This is a genomic window from Allorhizobium sp. NPDC080224, assembly GCF_050281005.1.
Lineage (GTDB): Bacteria > Pseudomonadota > Alphaproteobacteria > Rhizobiales > Rhizobiaceae > Allorhizobium.
In genome coordinates, this window is the sequence record NZ_JBNNWJ010000001.1 from 2,317,672 (window position 1) to 2,333,011 (window position 15,340).

At 60.5% G+C, this 15,340-nt stretch carries 18 protein-coding genes; 9 read left to right on the top strand and 9 right to left on the bottom strand.

Going from position 1 to position 15,340, the window contains the following annotated elements; all coding sequences use genetic code 11:
• Positions 1-162 precede the first annotated feature (162 nt).
• A complete protein-coding gene (locus tag ACQKP1_RS11570; RefSeq protein ID WP_006726048.1) occupies positions 163-429 on the top strand; it encodes an usg protein in 267 nt (88 codons plus the stop codon).
• 2 nt (positions 430-431) lie between these two features.
• Here ACQKP1_RS11570 and ACQKP1_RS11575 read toward each other — a convergent pair whose 3' ends face one another.
• Positions 432-1,169: a DUF2270 domain-containing protein gene (locus ACQKP1_RS11575; RefSeq protein ID WP_203020036.1), complete on the bottom strand. Its 738-nt coding sequence runs from the start codon at positions 1,167-1,169 to the stop codon at positions 432-434.
• 125 nt (positions 1,170-1,294) lie between these two features.
• Between ACQKP1_RS11575 and ACQKP1_RS11580 the strand changes: the two genes are divergently transcribed.
• The 4 genes from ACQKP1_RS11580 to ACQKP1_RS11595 all read left to right on the top strand — a co-directional run bounded on the left by ACQKP1_RS11580 (position 1,295) and on the right by ACQKP1_RS11595 (position 5,399).
• Positions 1,295-2,110: a methyltransferase domain-containing protein gene (locus ACQKP1_RS11580; RefSeq protein WP_427275331.1), complete on the top strand. Its 816-nt coding sequence runs from the start codon at positions 1,295-1,297 to the stop codon at positions 2,108-2,110.
• A 95-nt stretch (positions 2,111-2,205) separates the two neighbouring features.
• Entirely contained in the window at positions 2,206-3,771 is a 1,566-nt protein-coding gene (locus ACQKP1_RS11585) for a hypothetical protein (protein ID WP_427275332.1), read from the top strand.
• A 72-nt stretch (positions 3,772-3,843) separates the two neighbouring features.
• Positions 3,844-4,716: an NAD(P)-dependent oxidoreductase gene (locus ACQKP1_RS11590; protein ID WP_427275333.1), complete on the top strand. Its 873-nt coding sequence runs from the start codon at positions 3,844-3,846 to the stop codon at positions 4,714-4,716.
• Complete coding sequence (locus ACQKP1_RS11595; RefSeq protein WP_427275334.1) at positions 4,713-5,399, top strand: DNA alkylation repair protein; 687 nt, start codon at positions 4,713-4,715, stop codon at positions 5,397-5,399. Before ACQKP1_RS11590 ends, ACQKP1_RS11595 begins: the two co-directional genes overlap by 4 nt.
• 12 nt (positions 5,400-5,411) lie before the next feature.
• On the opposite strand, the gene ACQKP1_RS11600 is transcribed toward ACQKP1_RS11595, so the two are convergent.
• The 3 genes from ACQKP1_RS11600 to ACQKP1_RS11610 all read right to left on the bottom strand — a co-directional run bounded on the left by ACQKP1_RS11600 (position 5,412) and on the right by ACQKP1_RS11610 (position 7,097).
• Complete coding sequence (locus ACQKP1_RS11600) at positions 5,412-5,900, bottom strand: Lrp/AsnC family transcriptional regulator (RefSeq protein ID WP_006726042.1); 489 nt, start codon at positions 5,898-5,900, stop codon at positions 5,412-5,414.
• 65 nt (positions 5,901-5,965) lie between these two features.
• Positions 5,966-6,610 (bottom strand): uracil-DNA glycosylase family protein, encoded by a 645-nt coding sequence (locus ACQKP1_RS11605; protein ID WP_203020038.1) that lies wholly within the window; start codon positions 6,608-6,610, stop codon positions 5,966-5,968.
• Positions 6,611-6,629: 19 nt separating this feature from the next.
• Complete coding sequence (locus ACQKP1_RS11610) at positions 6,630-7,097, bottom strand: thermonuclease family protein (RefSeq protein WP_427275335.1); 468 nt, start codon at positions 7,095-7,097, stop codon at positions 6,630-6,632.
• Between the two features lie 241 nt (positions 7,098-7,338).
• On the opposite strand from ACQKP1_RS11610, the gene ACQKP1_RS11615 reads away from it, so the two are divergent.
• Complete coding sequence (locus tag ACQKP1_RS11615; RefSeq protein WP_427275336.1) at positions 7,339-8,874, top strand: sensor histidine kinase; 1,536 nt, start codon at positions 7,339-7,341, stop codon at positions 8,872-8,874.
• Here the strand turns inward: ACQKP1_RS11615 and ACQKP1_RS11620 are convergent, their stop codons facing one another.
• Complete coding sequence (locus ACQKP1_RS11620) at positions 8,875-9,297, bottom strand: diacylglycerol kinase (RefSeq protein ID WP_427275337.1); 423 nt, start codon at positions 9,295-9,297, stop codon at positions 8,875-8,877.
• The gene (gene cobT, locus ACQKP1_RS11625; RefSeq protein WP_427275338.1) at positions 9,290-10,312 is read right to left on the bottom strand and encodes a nicotinate-nucleotide--dimethylbenzimidazole phosphoribosyltransferase; all 1,023 of its coding nucleotides are present in this window, start codon (positions 10,310-10,312) and stop codon (positions 9,290-9,292) included. The genes ACQKP1_RS11620 and cobT overlap by 8 nt, the downstream gene beginning before the upstream one ends.
• Before the next feature lie 123 nt (positions 10,313-10,435).
• Between cobT and ACQKP1_RS11630 the strand changes: the two genes are divergently transcribed.
• The 3 genes from ACQKP1_RS11630 to ACQKP1_RS11640 are packed head-to-tail and all read left to right on the top strand — an operon-like array spanning position 10,436 to position 12,176.
• Positions 10,436-11,221, top strand: a complete 786-nt coding sequence (locus ACQKP1_RS11630; RefSeq protein WP_427275339.1) for an adenosylcobinamide-GDP ribazoletransferase — start codon at positions 10,436-10,438, stop codon at positions 11,219-11,221.
• 35 nt (positions 11,222-11,256) lie between these two features.
• Complete coding sequence (locus ACQKP1_RS11635) at positions 11,257-11,478, top strand: DUF1289 domain-containing protein (RefSeq protein WP_427275340.1); 222 nt, start codon at positions 11,257-11,259, stop codon at positions 11,476-11,478.
• Complete coding sequence (locus ACQKP1_RS11640; RefSeq protein ID WP_427276442.1) at positions 11,475-12,176, top strand: TIGR02281 family clan AA aspartic protease; 702 nt, start codon at positions 11,475-11,477, stop codon at positions 12,174-12,176. Before ACQKP1_RS11635 ends, ACQKP1_RS11640 begins: the two co-directional genes overlap by 4 nt.
• 9 nt (positions 12,177-12,185) lie before the next feature.
• Here ACQKP1_RS11640 and ACQKP1_RS11645 read toward each other — a convergent pair whose 3' ends face one another.
• The 3 genes from ACQKP1_RS11645 to ACQKP1_RS11655 all read right to left on the bottom strand — a co-directional run bounded on the left by ACQKP1_RS11645 (position 12,186) and on the right by ACQKP1_RS11655 (position 15,271).
• Positions 12,186-12,947 carry an ABC transporter permease gene (locus ACQKP1_RS11645; RefSeq protein ID WP_203016515.1) on the bottom strand — a complete coding sequence of 254 codons (762 nt, stop codon included), beginning with the start codon at positions 12,945-12,947 and terminating at the stop codon, positions 12,186-12,188.
• The gene (locus ACQKP1_RS11650; RefSeq protein ID WP_427275341.1) at positions 12,944-13,870 is read right to left on the bottom strand and encodes an ABC transporter ATP-binding protein; all 927 of its coding nucleotides are present in this window, start codon (positions 13,868-13,870) and stop codon (positions 12,944-12,946) included. Before ACQKP1_RS11650 ends, ACQKP1_RS11645 begins: the two co-directional genes overlap by 4 nt.
• A 78-nt stretch (positions 13,871-13,948) precedes the next feature.
• Positions 13,949-15,271 carry a diguanylate cyclase gene (locus ACQKP1_RS11655; RefSeq protein ID WP_427275342.1) on the bottom strand — a complete coding sequence of 441 codons (1,323 nt, stop codon included), beginning with the start codon at positions 15,269-15,271 and terminating at the stop codon, positions 13,949-13,951.
• Between the last annotated feature and the right edge of the window lie 69 nt (positions 15,272-15,340).

Sequence of the window (15,340 nt, forward strand, 5' to 3'; positions counted from 1 at the left end):
GACCCGGCCTGGATCGCCCCTCAACTCCATTAGCACTTCCTTCACCAACAGATGTTTCCATCATGTCAGGGCCCGCGTCGGTCGCGGCCCCGGTCGGTCGCGGAAGCGATGACACCGCCCGCGTCGATCCGTATTCCACGAGAACACGGGGAACGCTGGCACATGAACAGCGAAATGGAACTGATGCTGAAGGGCTATGGGCTGACAACCGCCCAGATCCTCTATCGCCTGCCCGATCACCCTTCCCTGCTGCAGACCTATATCTGGCAGCACTACGATCTGGCTCCGGACTTTCCGGAGATGCGTGGCTTCCTGCGCTTCTGGCAGGACAAGATCGAGGGGCCGCTTCACTCTGTGACCTATGTGCACAAGAAGATGATCGCGGCCAGCGAATGGCGCTCCTTGAAAGGCGAGTTCATCCTGCACTGAGCTCAGACATGCACCTCGCCATGGGCAATTTCCCCATCTTTCGGCTTCCGATAGAGGATGGCGAAGAGTAACGCAGCATAGAAGGCGCCGACCAGCGCCAGCACGACGCCGCCATACAGCGGTCCTAGATGGGCGTTCTGAACGATTTGGTACAGACTGCTGACGAACTCGGCGGGGGCTTCGTTCTGTTGCAGCTTCGGGCTTGATATCTTGAGCGCCCAGGCAAGGAGCAGGATGAGATACATCCAAATGTAGTTACGGCGAATGCGACGAAAGAGCGCTTCGCGGTATGCCATCAGGAATACGGGCCGTCGAAGGCTGGAAGCAATTGCTTCCGCCCAATCGGGCTTCAATTCGGCCTGCGGGCAGAGCGCCTGGGAGAAGTAGTGCCGCTCGAGCTGGCGCACCCTTGCCCGGTAGACGTCGAAGAAGCGATAGCGCCGCGCCTCGATCAGAAGAAAGACCGAGACGAGCAGCATGGCGAACAGCACGACACCATGGTGCGACGATGGCGTCGACAGTGACACGGAAAGTAGGCCGGCCACCACCGTCATCGACCAGTTCGTGGTCCGATCTATCCGGTCGCGCCAGCTCGTCATCCGACCGATCTCACCGCGATAATAGTGGATGATCATATTGGCTTTTTCAGCCGAACTGGCTGGCAGCGCCGGCGCGAGGCGCGCGGGCGTTGCGCTCTCCAGCGGTAGTATACCGGCTTTGTCTTGTGCGGTTTGTTCCATGCTTGGCTCCATATCAAGAAAACACCAGGAACCGCTCGCGGTTCCCTTTTCATTGCCAAGCCCGGCCCGACCCGCTAGACGACCGGCAAAGGCCCGATGAGCGGCCAAGAAAACAGGAGCCTCACATGGCCAAGATCGACGAAGAAGCCCTGGCGGAAGCCTATAACCGCGCACTCGCCCTCGAAAAGTCCGGCGATATCGACGCAGCCGTCAAAGCCTATGAGGAAGTGCTGGCGATCGATCCCGATGACCACGGCGGCGCATCGGTGCGAATTGCAGCGCTCGGCCGCGGCGAAGCCCCGCCAAAGGCACCCGACGCCTATGTCGAGACACTCTTTGACCAGCACGCCGATGCCTTCGAGGACATCCTCGTCGAACAGCTCGGCTACACAGTTCCGATGATGGTACGCCAGCGTTTGCAGGCGCTCAACCTTGGTCCGTTCAAGCGACTGCTCGACCTGGGCTGCGGCACCGGCCTGACCGGTGGTACGCTGCGCGACATGGTTGACGACATGACCGGCATCGATATCTCGGAGAAGATGGTTGAGCTTGCCCATGAGAAAGATCTCTACGAGACGCTCTATGTGGCGGAACTCGAGGACTTCCTCGAAGACAATGACGACGAACCCTTCGACCTCGTCACGGCAACCGACGTGCTGCCCTATCTCGGCGCGCTGGAACCGCTCTTCTTTGGTGCTGCCGAGAACATGACCGACGGCGGCATCTTTGTCTTCTCTTCCGAAACCCGGCCGGAAGACGTCATGGCCGGCCGTCCCTTCATGGTCGGCCCGCACCAGCGCTTCGTGCATGCGGAGACCTATGTGCGTGAACGGCTGGCCGCGACAGGCTTCGAAGTGGTCGAAATCACCGACATCAACGTGCGCATGCAGGACGGTGAGCCCTCTCCCGGTCATCTCGTGGTGGCGAAAAAGACGAAATAGACAATCCTTGATTGAATCTTCAATCATAGATCGCGCCTAATTGGTAGTCAGCTACCATCAAGAGTTTAGGCTTCCCTCAGAAAAAGGGGGAAGCCATGCAAACAGAACTTGCCGCTCAAGCGATCACCGATCCCTCATTGACATGGACGGTGGTCGTCGCCTTCGCCATATCCCTGATTACCGTCTTCGCCTTGATCTTCGGCCGATACGAGATCAGGCTCCGACGGCTCCGTCTCATTCGCGATTACGTGAAAACCTTCCCTGTCATCGACCTGGGAGAGGAAGGCACCAGCCCGTCTTTCGAATTCGTTCGCAGCAAATACGCCGCCGATGTTAGCAGCGATGACGAACGGGAAGTGAGAGCTTCGAGCGGCAACCTCCGATCGGCGGAGGACATCATCAGCGAGATTAATGATACGATCTCTAGGACCCGCGTCTTTCTGAACCGGGGCGACCTGCGGCTGTTGACCGCTGCAATTCCCTATCTTCTCGTCGTCACGACCGGCTTCATCCTCGCCTTCTCGGGTTTCGGTTGTTTCGAGACGGCGGCGACCTGTCTTGATGGAACGACCTTCAACCTGCTGACGGTAGGCGGCATGAAGTTCTCGGATCAAACCGCCGCAGTTGACGTCAGACAACTCGCCGAAAACGTCCTGACGGTCGCGGCCATCACATTCATTGGCGCCTACCTCTCGTCCTTGCGCTATCTCGTCCAGGCGCTCGCCGTCTTCGACCTGAACGGCTATACGATGATAAGGCAGGCGGCAATGATCGTGATTTCGGTGCTGGCCTCGGCCACGCTCTACCGCGCCATTCCCGACTTGAGCGCTCTTCAGGCGGCCGTGAGCATCGACCGGACCACACCGATCGGGGACCTGCCAGCGCTCTGGATCCTTCTCGGCCTCGCCTTTGGTCTGCTGCCGGGCAGTGTCCTGCAGTTCATCCTGGTCAAGATCGGCACCCAGATCAACTGGATCAAGCAGTCGGACAATCGGTTCATCGACATGACCCGGGTCGTCCCTCTGGATGCCATCGATGGTATAGACTTCTTCACCCGCTTCCGCCTTGAAGAATGCGGCATCTCAGACGTTCAGTCGCTCGCCACCTATAATCCGATCATGCTGCATATCGAGACGCCATACGGGATCTATCAGACCGTCGACTGGATCGCCCAGGCACAGCTCTGCTGCGTCGTCGGCCTCGACCGCTTCCTTTTGCTGCGACAATTCAACGTGCGCACGATCTTCGACCTCGAACGTGCCTTGAAGCAAAATCGCAAGGACGACAGTGAGGCCGACAAACAGGCGATCGATGCCTTCGATCGGATCTACGCATCCGTGCTGTTTGCACCGACTGGCCCGATGAAGCTCATACTGGAGAAGAGTACGGCGAAGTTTCTCATCCCGAGCGCAGATGGCAAGATCACGGAAGTGGACGCGAAGGACTTTAGCATCTGGGCGCTCACCACCATCAGCGAGACCAAGGCAATGTCATCCAGGGCTATCGAGCATCTCATGGACTGGATCGGCGATGACCTCCACGTTCGCCGCCTCCGACGCCTGTGGAACGAGATTTCAGGCCGCCTCGGACAGTTGAGTGTCGAACTGACGCCGGACCACAAGATTGGCGCCAAATCCGATGCGCCGGACCCGCCGCATTGAGGGAGCCCGGCCCTTTCACCCTGCCCTGCCTTCGACTATGCATGTCTCATACCGCAAGGCAGGAGAGACGAAATGTCAAAAGTCGCATTCATCGGTTTGGGCGTGATGGGTTTTCCCATGGCAGGTCACCTGAAGGTCAAGGGTGGCCACGAGGTGAAGGTCTATAACCGCACGACAGCCAAGGCCGAGGCCTGGGTGGCGAAGTTCGGCGGTAGTCATGGTCTCACTCCTGCGGAGGCGGCCGAGGGCGCAGACTTCGTTTTCACCTGCGTCGGCAATGACGACGACCTGCGTTCGGTCACCACAGGCGAAAACGGCGTAATTGCCGCCATGAAGCCGGGGGCGATCCTGATCGACAACACCACGGCCTCCGCTGAGGTCGCCCGCGAACTCGCCGAGGCCACAGCCGCCAAAGGCTGCGGCTTCATCGACGCCCCAGTCTCAGGCGGCCAGGCAGGAGCGGAAAACGGTGTGCTCACCGTGATGTGCGGCGGCGAACCGGACACCTTCGAACGCGCAAAACCCGTGATCGACTCCTTTGCACGCATGGTCGGCCTGATGGGCCCCGCCGGCGCCGGCCAGTTGACCAAGATGGTCAACCAGATCTGCATTGCGGGCCTCGTCCAGGGACTGGCCGAAGGTGTGCATTTCGGCAAGAAGGCCGGCCTCGACATCGAGAAGGTGATCGAGGTCATCTCCAAGGGAGCGGCTGGCTCCTGGCAGATGGAGAACCGTCACAAGACCATGAACCAGGGCAAATACGACTTCGGCTTTGCCGTCGACTGGATGCGCAAGGATCTGGACATCGTCCTTTCGGAAGCGCGCCGCAACGGCGCAAACCTGCCGGTCACGGCGCTCGTCGATCAGTTCTACGGCGAGGTGCAGAAACTCGGCGGCAACCGTTGGGACACCTCGTCCCTGCTGGCGCGGCTGGAAAAAAAATGATCGGCCCCTCCTCCACCGCAGCCGAGATCATCGCATCTCTGCGCTTAATGCGGTCGGAGGAGAACATTGCCGGCATGGCTCGCTACGGGATTGTCACCGACAATGCCCTTGGCATCGGCAATCCCGCCCTGCGGCAGATCGCCAAGGTGATCGGCCCGAACCATTCGCGTGCCGAAGACCTCTGGGCATCCGGCATACGCGAAGCGCGCCTGTTGGCGATCTGGACTTTCGTCCCGGCGCTCCTGTCACCGGATGACATCCGGCGGCTCGTTGCCGATTTCAACTCTTGGGAAATCGTCGATGCGGCGGCCGATCTGCTCACCGAGACGCCCTACTGGCGCGCACTGGTGGACGACTTCGCGGCAGATGACCGGGAGTTCGTCCGCCGAGCCGCCTTTGCCATGATCGCAGGCGCGACCGTTCACAACAAGAGTGAGCCGGACGCGACTTTCCTCGAATGGTTGCCGCTGATTGAGCGACACGCGACCGATCCCCGCAACTTCGTCAAGAAGGCCGTGAACTGGGCTCTGCGCAACACGGGCAAGCGCAGCCGCACATGCCACGCAGCTGCTATTCTTCTGGCGGAAAGACTGGCGGGAGAGAGCGATGCAACAGCCCGTTGGATCGGCAAGGATGCCTTGCGTGAACTGCGCGACCCCAGACGGATCGCGAAGCTCAAATGATACCGGCGCGGTTTATTCTTCGCCGGCCTTGTGATTGTCGATCATCATGTAGTCGAGCGGGAGCTCGGTCGTATACTTGATCTGTTCCATGGCAAAGGCAGAGGACACGTCGCGGATCTCGATCTTGGCGATCATCCGCTTGTAGAAGGCATCATAGGCCGCAATGTCCGGCACGACGACACGCAGCAGGTAGTCCACATCACCGCTCATGCGGTAGAACTCGACCACCTCCGGAAACTCGGACACGACCTCGGAGAAGCGCTTCAGCCATTCAATCGAGTGGCTGGATGTGCGGATCGAGACGAAGACCGTCACCTTGGTGTTGACCTTGGCCGGATCGAGCAATGCGACGCGCCGACGGATCACACCGTCCTCTTCCATCTTCTGGATGCGCCGCCAGCAAGGCGTAGTGGACAGCCCGACCTTCTTGGCGAGATCGGCAACGGCAAGCGTGGAATCTTCCTGGAGAATCCGGAGAATTTTGCGATCGAGGCGGTCCATGAAAAACCCTATAAAACTGATTTTCCTTGATATAGCCGATTTCATAAAAATTATGGAAAATCATTTCAAGCTATCAACAAGGAAACCTCTCGCCGCAGCACGGGCAGCACCTCGGCCTCAAACCAGGGGTGCCGTTTCAGCCAGCCGGTATTGCGCCAGCTCGGATGGGGAAGCGGCAAGACGCGCGGCCCCTCGCGATTGGCGAGAAGGAAGTCTCGCCAGTGAGTGACCGTCTCTGTCATGGTCTTGCGGCGCAAGCGTCCCAGATGCCAGGCCTGCGCATATTGCCCGATTGCGAGGATGAGTTCGACCTGGGGCATCGCATCCATCACCGTCTGCCGCCAATGCGGCGCACATTCCCGGCGCGGCGGCAGATCATGTCCGTTTTCGTCATAACCGGGAAAGCAGAAGCCCATCGGTGCGATCGCCAGTTTGCTGCGGTCATAGAAGGTGTCGCGATCGACGCCTAGCCAGTCTCGCAGGCGGTCGCCTGAGGCGTCGTTGAACGGAATACCCGTTTCATGCACCCGAAGCCCCGGCGCCTGCCCGGCAATCAGCACCCGTGCCGTCGAGGAAAGCCAGGCAACCGGCCGAGGCTCATGCGGCATCCGCCGCTCAGGCCCACCGGCCGGACAATCGCGACAGATGCGACAACGCGCAATCGCGCTCGACAAGACGTCGATCGTCGGCGGCAAGTCACCGCGGGGCATGCTCGGCGGCGAAGGATTGTCAGCGGCCATTGTCTCTTTCGTCCTCAAACCAATGTGTCAGCCATCGCGGCAGTAACGCCTCGACCCAACCCGTGAGTTCCGCCTCCTCGATCTGCCGACGACGCCGCCAGTCGGCTGGGCGCTCGAATTCGCCCCGCCAGATCCCCTCGCCCGCCAGCCGGGCCTTGGCCTCGCTTGCAAGATAACGTCCATCGGCAAAGACAGAACCGGTCTTCACCAGCAGATCGCCGAGATCGTCGAGGCCACGTTTGCAGACCACGAGCAGCCGGCCATATCGATCACGGCCGGTGCCGCTGCATTCGAAGTCACGCCCGGACACGAGCGCTGCCAAGGCACGACGCGCCTCCTCGCCGCAGGCATAGGGCGACCCATCCGCCGCCTTGCAGACCTGAGCAAGCTCGGGTGCATCGATGCCCTCGATCCGCAGCCGTTCGCCGTCTGCGCTGAGCGTATCGCCATCGATCACCGAGAACGAACCGAAGAACCTGAGCGCCTATTCGTTTTCAAGCTTGGCGATGACAAGCAGTGCAAGCGCCAGGATGGCGAGCCCCAGAACCATATCGCGCAGGCGTCGAACATGCCTCGTCACATTTCCACCCACTTCAACAACAGATCCTTTTCACACATGGCAAACAAAACCTTCCAAGACAGGATCTTCTTAAGATTTCGCCGCTAGGGTTCACCAAGGCGCGGAAGACTGCAACGCAATGAGTAACGGCGTAGACACATCGGCGGACAAAAACGTTCTCGACCTGACGCGACATAATCGCAACAGGGCAACGAACCGCGCTGTCCGCTCCACCCGTGAACGTCTGCAGACGGGTCCGGGCACCTCCCCCGCCTTCGATGCCGAGATCCTCGCCATGCATGTCGGCGCCTGCCTGCAGGGCGCGGCCGTCATCCCGATCACCATCCTTCTGATTGCCGCCTCCGGCGCCTATTTCACCACCCAGCCACATTTTCTCATCTGGGGCCTTTTCGCGCTGACTATGCATGCGATCGGCATCCTGATCGTCAAGCGCGCATCGAAGACCGAAATCACGCCCGAGAACCAGATCAAATGGCGTCGCATCCTGCTGGCCGCACAGGCCGCCATGGGACTGTCCTGGGCGATCTTCGTGCTCCAGGACTGCGCGAGCTGCAATCCGACCGCCTTTACCTTCTACAAGGGCGCGGTGCTGTTGGTGGCGCTTTCCATCACAGCGATGGCAAGCATGCTGTTGCGCCAGGCTGTGCTCTTCGGTTTTCTGCCCACCGTGATTGCACTCACGGCCGTATCCATCTCCGGCCGCAACATCCTCGATATCGGCCTGACGGCTGTCTTCACCACTGCGCTGATCTTCTTCATCTACATCACCAACCGACTGCATCAGGCCAATCTCAAGCTCCTGTCCTTTCAAACGGAAAAGGACGACCTGATCGCGGAACTGGAAGTCGCCAAGTCCCTGTCCGATGAGGCAAGGCGTAGGGCCGAAGAGGCCAATATGGCCAAGTCGCGCTTCCTCGCCTCCATGTCCCACGAGCTTCGCACGCCGCTCAACGCCATCCTGGGCTTTTCCGAAGTCATGGCAACGGAAGTGCTCGGGCCGCTGAACAACCCGCTCTATAAGGAATATGCTGGAGACATCCACCGCTCCGGAAGCCATCTGCTCGAACTGATCAACGAGATCCTCGACCTGTCGCGCATCGAGGCCGGCAAATACGAACTGAGCGAAGAGAGTGTGTCGCTCCTGGAGGTGGCCGAAGACTGCATCGGCATGATCCAGCTGCGCGCCAAATCGAAGAACATCCGCATCGAGCAGCAATTCGAGAAGGCGCTGCCGTCGCTCTGGGCCGACGAAAAGGCTCTGCGCCAGGTGATCCTGAACCTCTTGTCGAATGCAGTGAAATTCACGCCCCAGGGCGGCGAGATCATGGTCAAGGCCGGCTGGACCGCCGGCGGCGGACAATACATCTCGATCCGCGACAATGGCCCGGGCATTCCGGAAAATGAAATCCCCGTGGTCCTATCCGCCTTCGGTCAGGGCTCGATTGCGATCAAGAGTGCCGAACAGGGCACGGGACTTGGCCTTCCGATCGTCCAGGCGATCCTCGCCAAGCATGGCGGCGAATTCAAGCTGAAGTCGAAGCTCCGGGAAGGCACAGAAGTCATCGCCATCCTGCCATCGAGCCGCGTGCTCGAAAGCTTGCCTGCCGTATCGGAAGTCAAAGCCATCGAACCCCGCCGCCGGCAGTTCGCCTGATCAGGCGAGAAACAGCCGGCTGATCACGACGTAAGCAGCAAACGCGCCATTGGCCATGATCAGGCAGAAGACGGCAAAGGATCCGAGATCCTTGGCATTGCGGCCGACCGTCGAGATCTCCGGCGAGATGCGGTCGACCAGTTCCTCGATCGCGGTGTTGAGAGCCTCCACCGAAAACATCAGCATCATCAGAACGACGAAGCCGAGGAATTCAAAGAGGCTCGCACCGACCAGACCGAACACGACCAGCCCGCCAACAAAGCCCAGGAGCTCATGCCGGAAGGCAGCTTCCTGGATCAGACGTCGAAATCCCTGAGCCGAATACTGAGCGGCGGCAAACAGATGCGCGATGCCGGTCTTCTTCTTGATGACGGCCGAGGCGAGCGGCTCCGCATCGCCGGACTTTGATGTGCGATCAGTCATGCGACTTGTTGGATACCCCAGCCTGTTCGAAGGTTGCCATGCCGGAATGGCACGCCGCCGCCGCCTTGACGATGCCGGCCGCAAGCGCCGCACCGGTACCCTCACCCAGTCGCATGCCAAGCGCCAGAAGCGGTGTCTTGCCGAGGCGTTCAATTGCGCGCAGATGACCAGGCTCGCCCGAGACGTGACCGATCAAGCAGTGATCGAGTGCGGCAGGGTTGGCGGCCTTCAGGATTGCGGCTGCAGCCGTCGCCACATAGCCGTCGATCAGGACCGGGATCTTTTCCATGCGGGCGGCCAGGATAGCACCGGCCATCGCCGCGATTTCGCGACCGCCGAGACGGCGAAGGACTTCGAGAGGATCGGACAGATGCTCCCGGTGGAACTCGACCGCCTGTTTGACGGCGGCCACCTTGCGGGCGAGGACATCACCTTCCGAGCCGGTGCCCGGACCGACCCAGTCCTCCGCCTCGCCGCCATAGAGCGCGAGATTGATCGCAGCTGCGATCGTCGTATTGCCGATACCCATTTCACCGATGCAAAGCAGATCGGTTCCGCCGGCAATCGCCTCCATGCCGAAGGCCATGGTCGCGGCGCAATCGCGCTCCGACAATGCCGCCTCGCAGGTGATATCGCCCGTCGGATAGTCGAGCGCGAGATCGAAGATCTTCAGGCCAAGATCATGCGTCACGCAGATCTGGTTGATGGCAGCGCCGCCAGCTGCAAAATTCTCGACCATCTGCTGGGTGACCGACGGCGGGAACGGCGTGATACCATGCTTGGTGACACCATGATTGCCGGCAAAGATCGCGACCAGCGGACGATTGACCGCAGGGGCCCGTCCACTCCAGGCGGCAAGCCACATGGCAATCTCTTCGAGCCGTCCAAGCGCGCCCGGCGGCTTGGTCAGTTGCTTGTCGCGTTCGCGCGCAGCCACGAGCGCCGCAGTGCTGGGTCCCGGCAGGTCACGCAGCAGCGTGCGGAAATCGTCGAATGGCAGGCCGGTAACGCTCATGGGTCTGGCTTCCTTGTATTCTTCCAGCAAATCAGGCTTTGTGGCCTCTCTCATAGAGACCGGACCCGCGCTGCTCAACTCAAAAAAGCGACGCAGTCGGTCGAGGACAAACGGAAAGGACCCATGCAGGTCGTCGAGAACCTCGTCACGGAAACGGCGCGTGCCATTTCCTTCCTGAGCCGCCTGCCGGTCCCGGATCGCTTCTTTGCAGGCCATGACGGAAGCCTCAGCCGGACGGTCGCTGGATTCCCGTTGGCTGGCCTGATCATCGCGCTGCCCGCAGCCCTGACAACTGGCCTCCTGTCGGCCTCCGGTGTCGACCCGGTCCTTGTGGCACTCCTGGGTGTCGGGCTGCAGATCATGCTGACCGGCGCCTTGCACGAGGACGGCCTGTCAGACACGGCGGACGGATTGGGCGGCGGTCGCAGCCGCGAAAAGGTCCTGGCGATCATGAAGGACAGCCGCATCGGCACCTATGGTGCGCTGGCGCTGATCCTGTCGGTCGCGCTCCGCGTCGCGGCGCTCTCCATCCTCATCGGAACTCTGCCACCGCTCGCCACGGCTCTTGCATGGCTGGCAACGGCGATCCTCAGCCGAAGCCTGATGGTCTGGCACTGGTCTGCTCTGCCCTCGGCCAGGCCTGATGGTGTGGCCGGATCGGCCGGTGCCCCCGATCCGGAGGCGACGCGCATGGCCTTGGTTCTCGGTGGCGTATTGACGGCCGGCATCGGCCTCCTCGCTCTTCCATTTCACGCCTGGTTCGCGGCCGGACTGATCGCCGTTGGCACGGTGGCGGCTTTCACCCGACATTGCCGCAAGCGCATCGAGGGGCAGACCGGCGACACCATCGGCGCCAGTGAACAACTCTGCGAGATCGCCTTCCTCGTCACCCTTGCCATCATTCTCTGAGCAACCGATATAGGGGCGAAACCAAAGGGCTCGCGATGGAATCTCCCTGCATTCTCATCTGTTCGATCGATGACAAGACCGGCTACTGCTTCGGATGCGGCCGAACGCGCGAAGAGATCGGCCTGTGGACGAGCTATACCGGCCTCGAGCGGCGATCGATCATGGCTGAACTGCCGGCGCGCCTCGAAAACGTCGAGCGCAAGCCCCGCCGCGAGACCCGCCGCACCCGTATGGTGCGTGAGCGCGAGGGCGGCTGATGCGGTTTGTTATCGGCATCGCCATTCTCGCCATAGGCCTCGTCATTCTCGTGATGAACCACGATAGCGGTCAGAGCTTCGGCCTGGACAACGAAGCCTTCGGCCGCCTGGTCGTCGCGCTTCCTATCCTCCTGATGATCTCGGCCGGCATTCTGGTCGGTCGGCGCAATCTGGGCCAGAGCCTGCGCCAGATGGCGATCTGGGTGCTGATCGCTCTTGTGCTGGTCACCGGCTATCTCTATCGCGGCGATTTCCGCAGCGTCGGCGAGCGGGTCCTTGCAGGACTGATCCCTGGGCGAGCCATCACGGTCACGACCGCCGACGGTTCGGCGGAGGTGATCCTGCACAAGAGCCTGGGCGGGCATTTCGAGACCAGGGTCGAGATCGGAGCCGTCACCGTGCCCATGCTGATCGACACCGGCGCAAGCTCGATCGCGCTGCGTTACGAGGACGCGATGCGGATGGGTATCGATCCCGGCGAACTCAGCTTCACGCGCACGGTCCTCACCGCCAACGGTCGCGCATCGGCCGCCCCTCTTCGTATTCCCGAAATTCGGCTCGGCCCGATCGTGCGCAGAGGCGTGGATGCCGTAGTGCTCGAAGAAGGCCTGCTCGACCAGAGCCTTCTCGGCATGAGTTTCCTCTCGACGCTGAGTTCCATGCAGATGCAAACCGACGAACTCAGGCTGCGTGATTAACGGATCAGTTCAGGGTCGGAGTTTGTAGCCCGTCTTGAAGATCCAGGCGAGGAAACCGAGGCAGGCGGCGAGGAAGATGCCGATCATGCCGAGGCTGATGAGCGGATGCACGTCCGACACCTCGAAGAAGCTCCAGCGGAAGCCGCTCACCAGGTAGAGCACCGGATTGAGATGGCTGACCGCCTGCCAGAAGGGCGGCAGCATGTCGATCGAATAGAATGTGCCGCCCAGGAAGGTGAGCGGCGGGACGACCAGCGATGGCACAAGGCTCAACTGCTCGAAATTCTTCGCCAGGATGCCGATGATGAAACCAGCCAGGCTGAAGGTGATCGATGTCAGCACCATGAAGAACAGCATCAGCGCTGGATGAGCGACCTCCAGATCGACGAAGAACATGGCGGTCGCCAGGATGATCAGGCCAATCATCATGCCCTTCGTGGCGGCAGCGCCGACATAACCGATCAGGATTTCCGTCATCGCCACCGGCGCAGACAGGATCTCATAGATCGTGCCCGTGAACTTCGGGAAATAGATGCCCGCCGAACCATTCGAGACGCATTGGGTGATGAGCGCCAGCATGATCAGGCCAGGCGTGATGAAAGCACCATAGGAGACGCCGCCGATCTCTTCCATGCGCGAGCCAACGGCGGCGCCGAAGACGATAAAATAGAGTGCGGTCGATAGCACCGGCGAGATCACGCTCTGCAGCAGTGTGCGGCGCATCCGGGCCATCTCGTAGACATAGATGGACTTGATCGCTTCGATGTTCATGCAGCCTCTCCGATCAGCGAGACGAAGATGTCTTCCAGAGACGTCTGACGTGTGGAGACATCGCCAAACTTCAGGCCGGCGGCATCGATCGCCGCCAAAAGCCGTGCGATCTCCCCGTCTTCGCTTCCGAGTTCATAGTCGTAGACGAGTTCACGCCCGTCTTCGCCGAGTGCGAGCAAATAGCCGGCAAGCTCTGCCGGTATCGCCTGGATGGGTTCGGTGAGTGTGATCGTCATCTGCTTGCGCCCGAGCTTGCGCATCAGCGTATTCTTCTCTTCGACCAGCAGCAGCTTGCCACGGTTGATGACGCCGACACGATCCGCGATCCCCTGCGCTTCCTCGATGTAGTGGGTGGTGAGAATGATGGTCACACCCGTCTTGCGCAGGCGTTCGACGAGTTGCCACATGTCCTTGCGCAGCGCCACGTCGACGCCGGCTGTGGGCTCGTCGAGAAAGAGGATGCGCGGCTGGTGCGACAATGCCTTGGCGATCAACACCCGCCGCTTCATGCCGCCAGACAATTCCCGCAGCGCATTGTCGCGTTTTTCATAAAGGCTGAGATCCTTCAGCACCTGCTCGATATAGGCGGGATCGGGCTTCTTGCCGTGCAGGCCACGGGAAAAACTGACGGTATTGAAGACGGTCTCGAACATGTCGGTCGTCAGTTCCTGCGGCACCAGACCAATTTCGGCGCGGGTCTTGCGAAAGTCCTTGACCACGTCGTGGCCCGCGACGGTCACCTGACCGCCGCTGGGATTGGTCATGCCGCAGATGATCGAGATCAGCGTCGTCTTGCCGGCACCATTGGGACCGAGAAGCGCGAGGATCTCGCCTTCTTCGATATCGAAACTGACGCTGTCGAGCGCCTTGAAACCGTTGGAATAGATCTTGGAGAGAGAATTGATGGAAATAATGGGAGCCATTTGACACTCCGGGCTGCGGAAGGTCGGTCACATATAGGCACGCACCAGCGACACGACCAGAGCGCAATGGAATTCAGATCAGGAAAGCATGGTCTCGGAATAGACACGGTTCCGACCGTAGCTTTTCGCGAGGTATAGCAACTGATCGGCCGCTGCGAGATAATTGCTGAAACTCTCCCGTCCGGCGATCTCCGCGAGCCCGATCGAGATCGTTACGCTGATATCCTGATCATCGAGTGCCACCCGCAGGCTCTCGATCTCGCGCCGCAACGTCTCGCAGAGCCCTGATCCCTTTTCGACATCGAGGCCCAACATCAAGACGCTGAACTCCTCGCCACCGAGCCGGGCCAAGAGGTGACCGCTGCCGTCGAGCCGGCGCGCGAGCTTGGCACCGACCGCCTGCAGAACCCGGTCGCCGATTTCATGGCCATAGGTGTCGTTGAGCTTCTTGAAATGGTCAATGTCAAGCATGGCGATGCAGCATGGCTCGTCCCGCTCAAGACGTCCTGCCACTTGCGCCGGTCCCTCGTCGAAGAAATAGCGGCGATTTGGAAGACCCGTGAGATAATCGCTAAACGCGGCCACGCGGAGCTGCCGGAGCTGCGCCAGCGTCTCGATGTTATGCTGGATCCGGCACTGCAACTCCTCGATGACATAGGGACGATAGACGAAGTCGTTCGCCCCGGCCTTGAGGAAGCTTGCCGACAGAAGGCGATCGGCGGACGAAGAAATGCCGATGATCCGGAGACGGTCGCTGTTGTGATCACGACGGATTCGTCGCGTCAGTTCGTAGCCGTCCATGTCGGGCATGTTGTAATCGGTGATCACGAGCTCGATATGCGGCTGGCGCGTCAGGATATCCATGGCCTGATATCCGGTGGCCGCCTCGTAGACCTGGAATTTCTGCACACGCAGGAGATCGGCCAGCATCGCCCGGGCCGAAGGCAGGTCGTCGACGACAAGCACGCCGACCTGTCGATTGCCGAGTAGGCGCAGGACGGACGAGACGACGAGGTCGATCGCCCCTTCGTTATTCTTGATATGGTAGTCGGCCACGCCCTTCTGGAGCAAACGCTCGCGCAGGTCATGATTGAAATCAGCGGTAAAAACGACCGCCGGAATCCCTTCGGCGATCACGGCATCAAGGATTTCGCCGTCCGATGCACCGGGCAGATTGAGATCGACAACCGCGACATCGAACGTGTCGCCGCCGCGTATCACGTTGCGAAAGACGTCTGCCGAGGCGCATTGGGTCACCTGGCAGAAGAAGTCGTTTTCCAACCGGTGACGCATCACCTGGGAGACCGCGCGTGAATCCTCGATGATCAGGACTCGACCCTGCTCCGCGCGTTTTGAACCCACGACAGCGGGCTTGGTGTCAAACTTCTCAGAAAAATACATAAAATATCCACCGAATTCCCGAGGTCGCTCAATAAGCGACCTCCTCCCTCGGCAGAACACTAGCGACCT

Bases quoted from the DNA above. Each gene is read 5' to 3' on its own strand.
- ACQKP1_RS11645 (WP_203016515.1), bottom strand. From the start codon at position 12,947: ATGAACATCGAAGCGATCAAGTCCATCTATGTCTACGAGATGGCCCGG.
- ACQKP1_RS11590 (WP_427275333.1), top strand. From the start codon at position 3,844: ATGTCAAAAGTCGCATTCATCGGTTTGGGCGTGATGGGTTTTCCCATG.
- ACQKP1_RS11600 (WP_006726042.1), bottom strand. From the start codon at position 5,900: ATGGACCGCCTCGATCGCAAAATTCTCCGGATTCTCCAGGAAGATTCC.
- cobT (WP_427275338.1), bottom strand. From the start codon at position 10,312: ATGAGCGTTACCGGCCTGCCATTCGACGATTTCCGCACGCTGCTGCGT.
- ACQKP1_RS11620 (WP_427275337.1), bottom strand. From the start codon at position 9,297: ATGACTGATCGCACATCAAAGTCCGGCGATGCGGAGCCGCTCGCCTCG.
- ACQKP1_RS11605 (WP_203020038.1), bottom strand. From the start codon at position 6,610: ATGCCCCGCGGTGACTTGCCGCCGACGATCGACGTCTTGTCGAGCGCG.
- ACQKP1_RS11570 (WP_006726048.1), top strand. From the start codon at position 163: ATGAACAGCGAAATGGAACTGATGCTGAAGGGCTATGGGCTGACAACC.
- ACQKP1_RS11580 (WP_427275331.1), top strand. From the start codon at position 1,295: ATGGCCAAGATCGACGAAGAAGCCCTGGCGGAAGCCTATAACCGCGCA.
- ACQKP1_RS11635 (WP_427275340.1), top strand. From the start codon at position 11,257: ATGGAATCTCCCTGCATTCTCATCTGTTCGATCGATGACAAGACCGGC.
- ACQKP1_RS11655 (WP_427275342.1), bottom strand. From the start codon at position 15,271: ATGTATTTTTCTGAGAAGTTTGACACCAAGCCCGCTGTCGTGGGTTCA.
- ACQKP1_RS11585 (WP_427275332.1), top strand. From the start codon at position 2,206: ATGCAAACAGAACTTGCCGCTCAAGCGATCACCGATCCCTCATTGACA.
- ACQKP1_RS11615 (WP_427275336.1), top strand. From the start codon at position 7,339: ATGAGTAACGGCGTAGACACATCGGCGGACAAAAACGTTCTCGACCTG.
- ACQKP1_RS11630 (WP_427275339.1), top strand. From the start codon at position 10,436: ATGCAGGTCGTCGAGAACCTCGTCACGGAAACGGCGCGTGCCATTTCC.
- ACQKP1_RS11650 (WP_427275341.1), bottom strand. From the start codon at position 13,870: ATGGCTCCCATTATTTCCATCAATTCTCTCTCCAAGATCTATTCCAAC.
- ACQKP1_RS11595 (WP_427275334.1), top strand. From the start codon at position 4,713: ATGATCGGCCCCTCCTCCACCGCAGCCGAGATCATCGCATCTCTGCGC.
- ACQKP1_RS11575 (WP_203020036.1), bottom strand. From the start codon at position 1,169: ATGGAACAAACCGCACAAGACAAAGCCGGTATACTACCGCTGGAGAGC.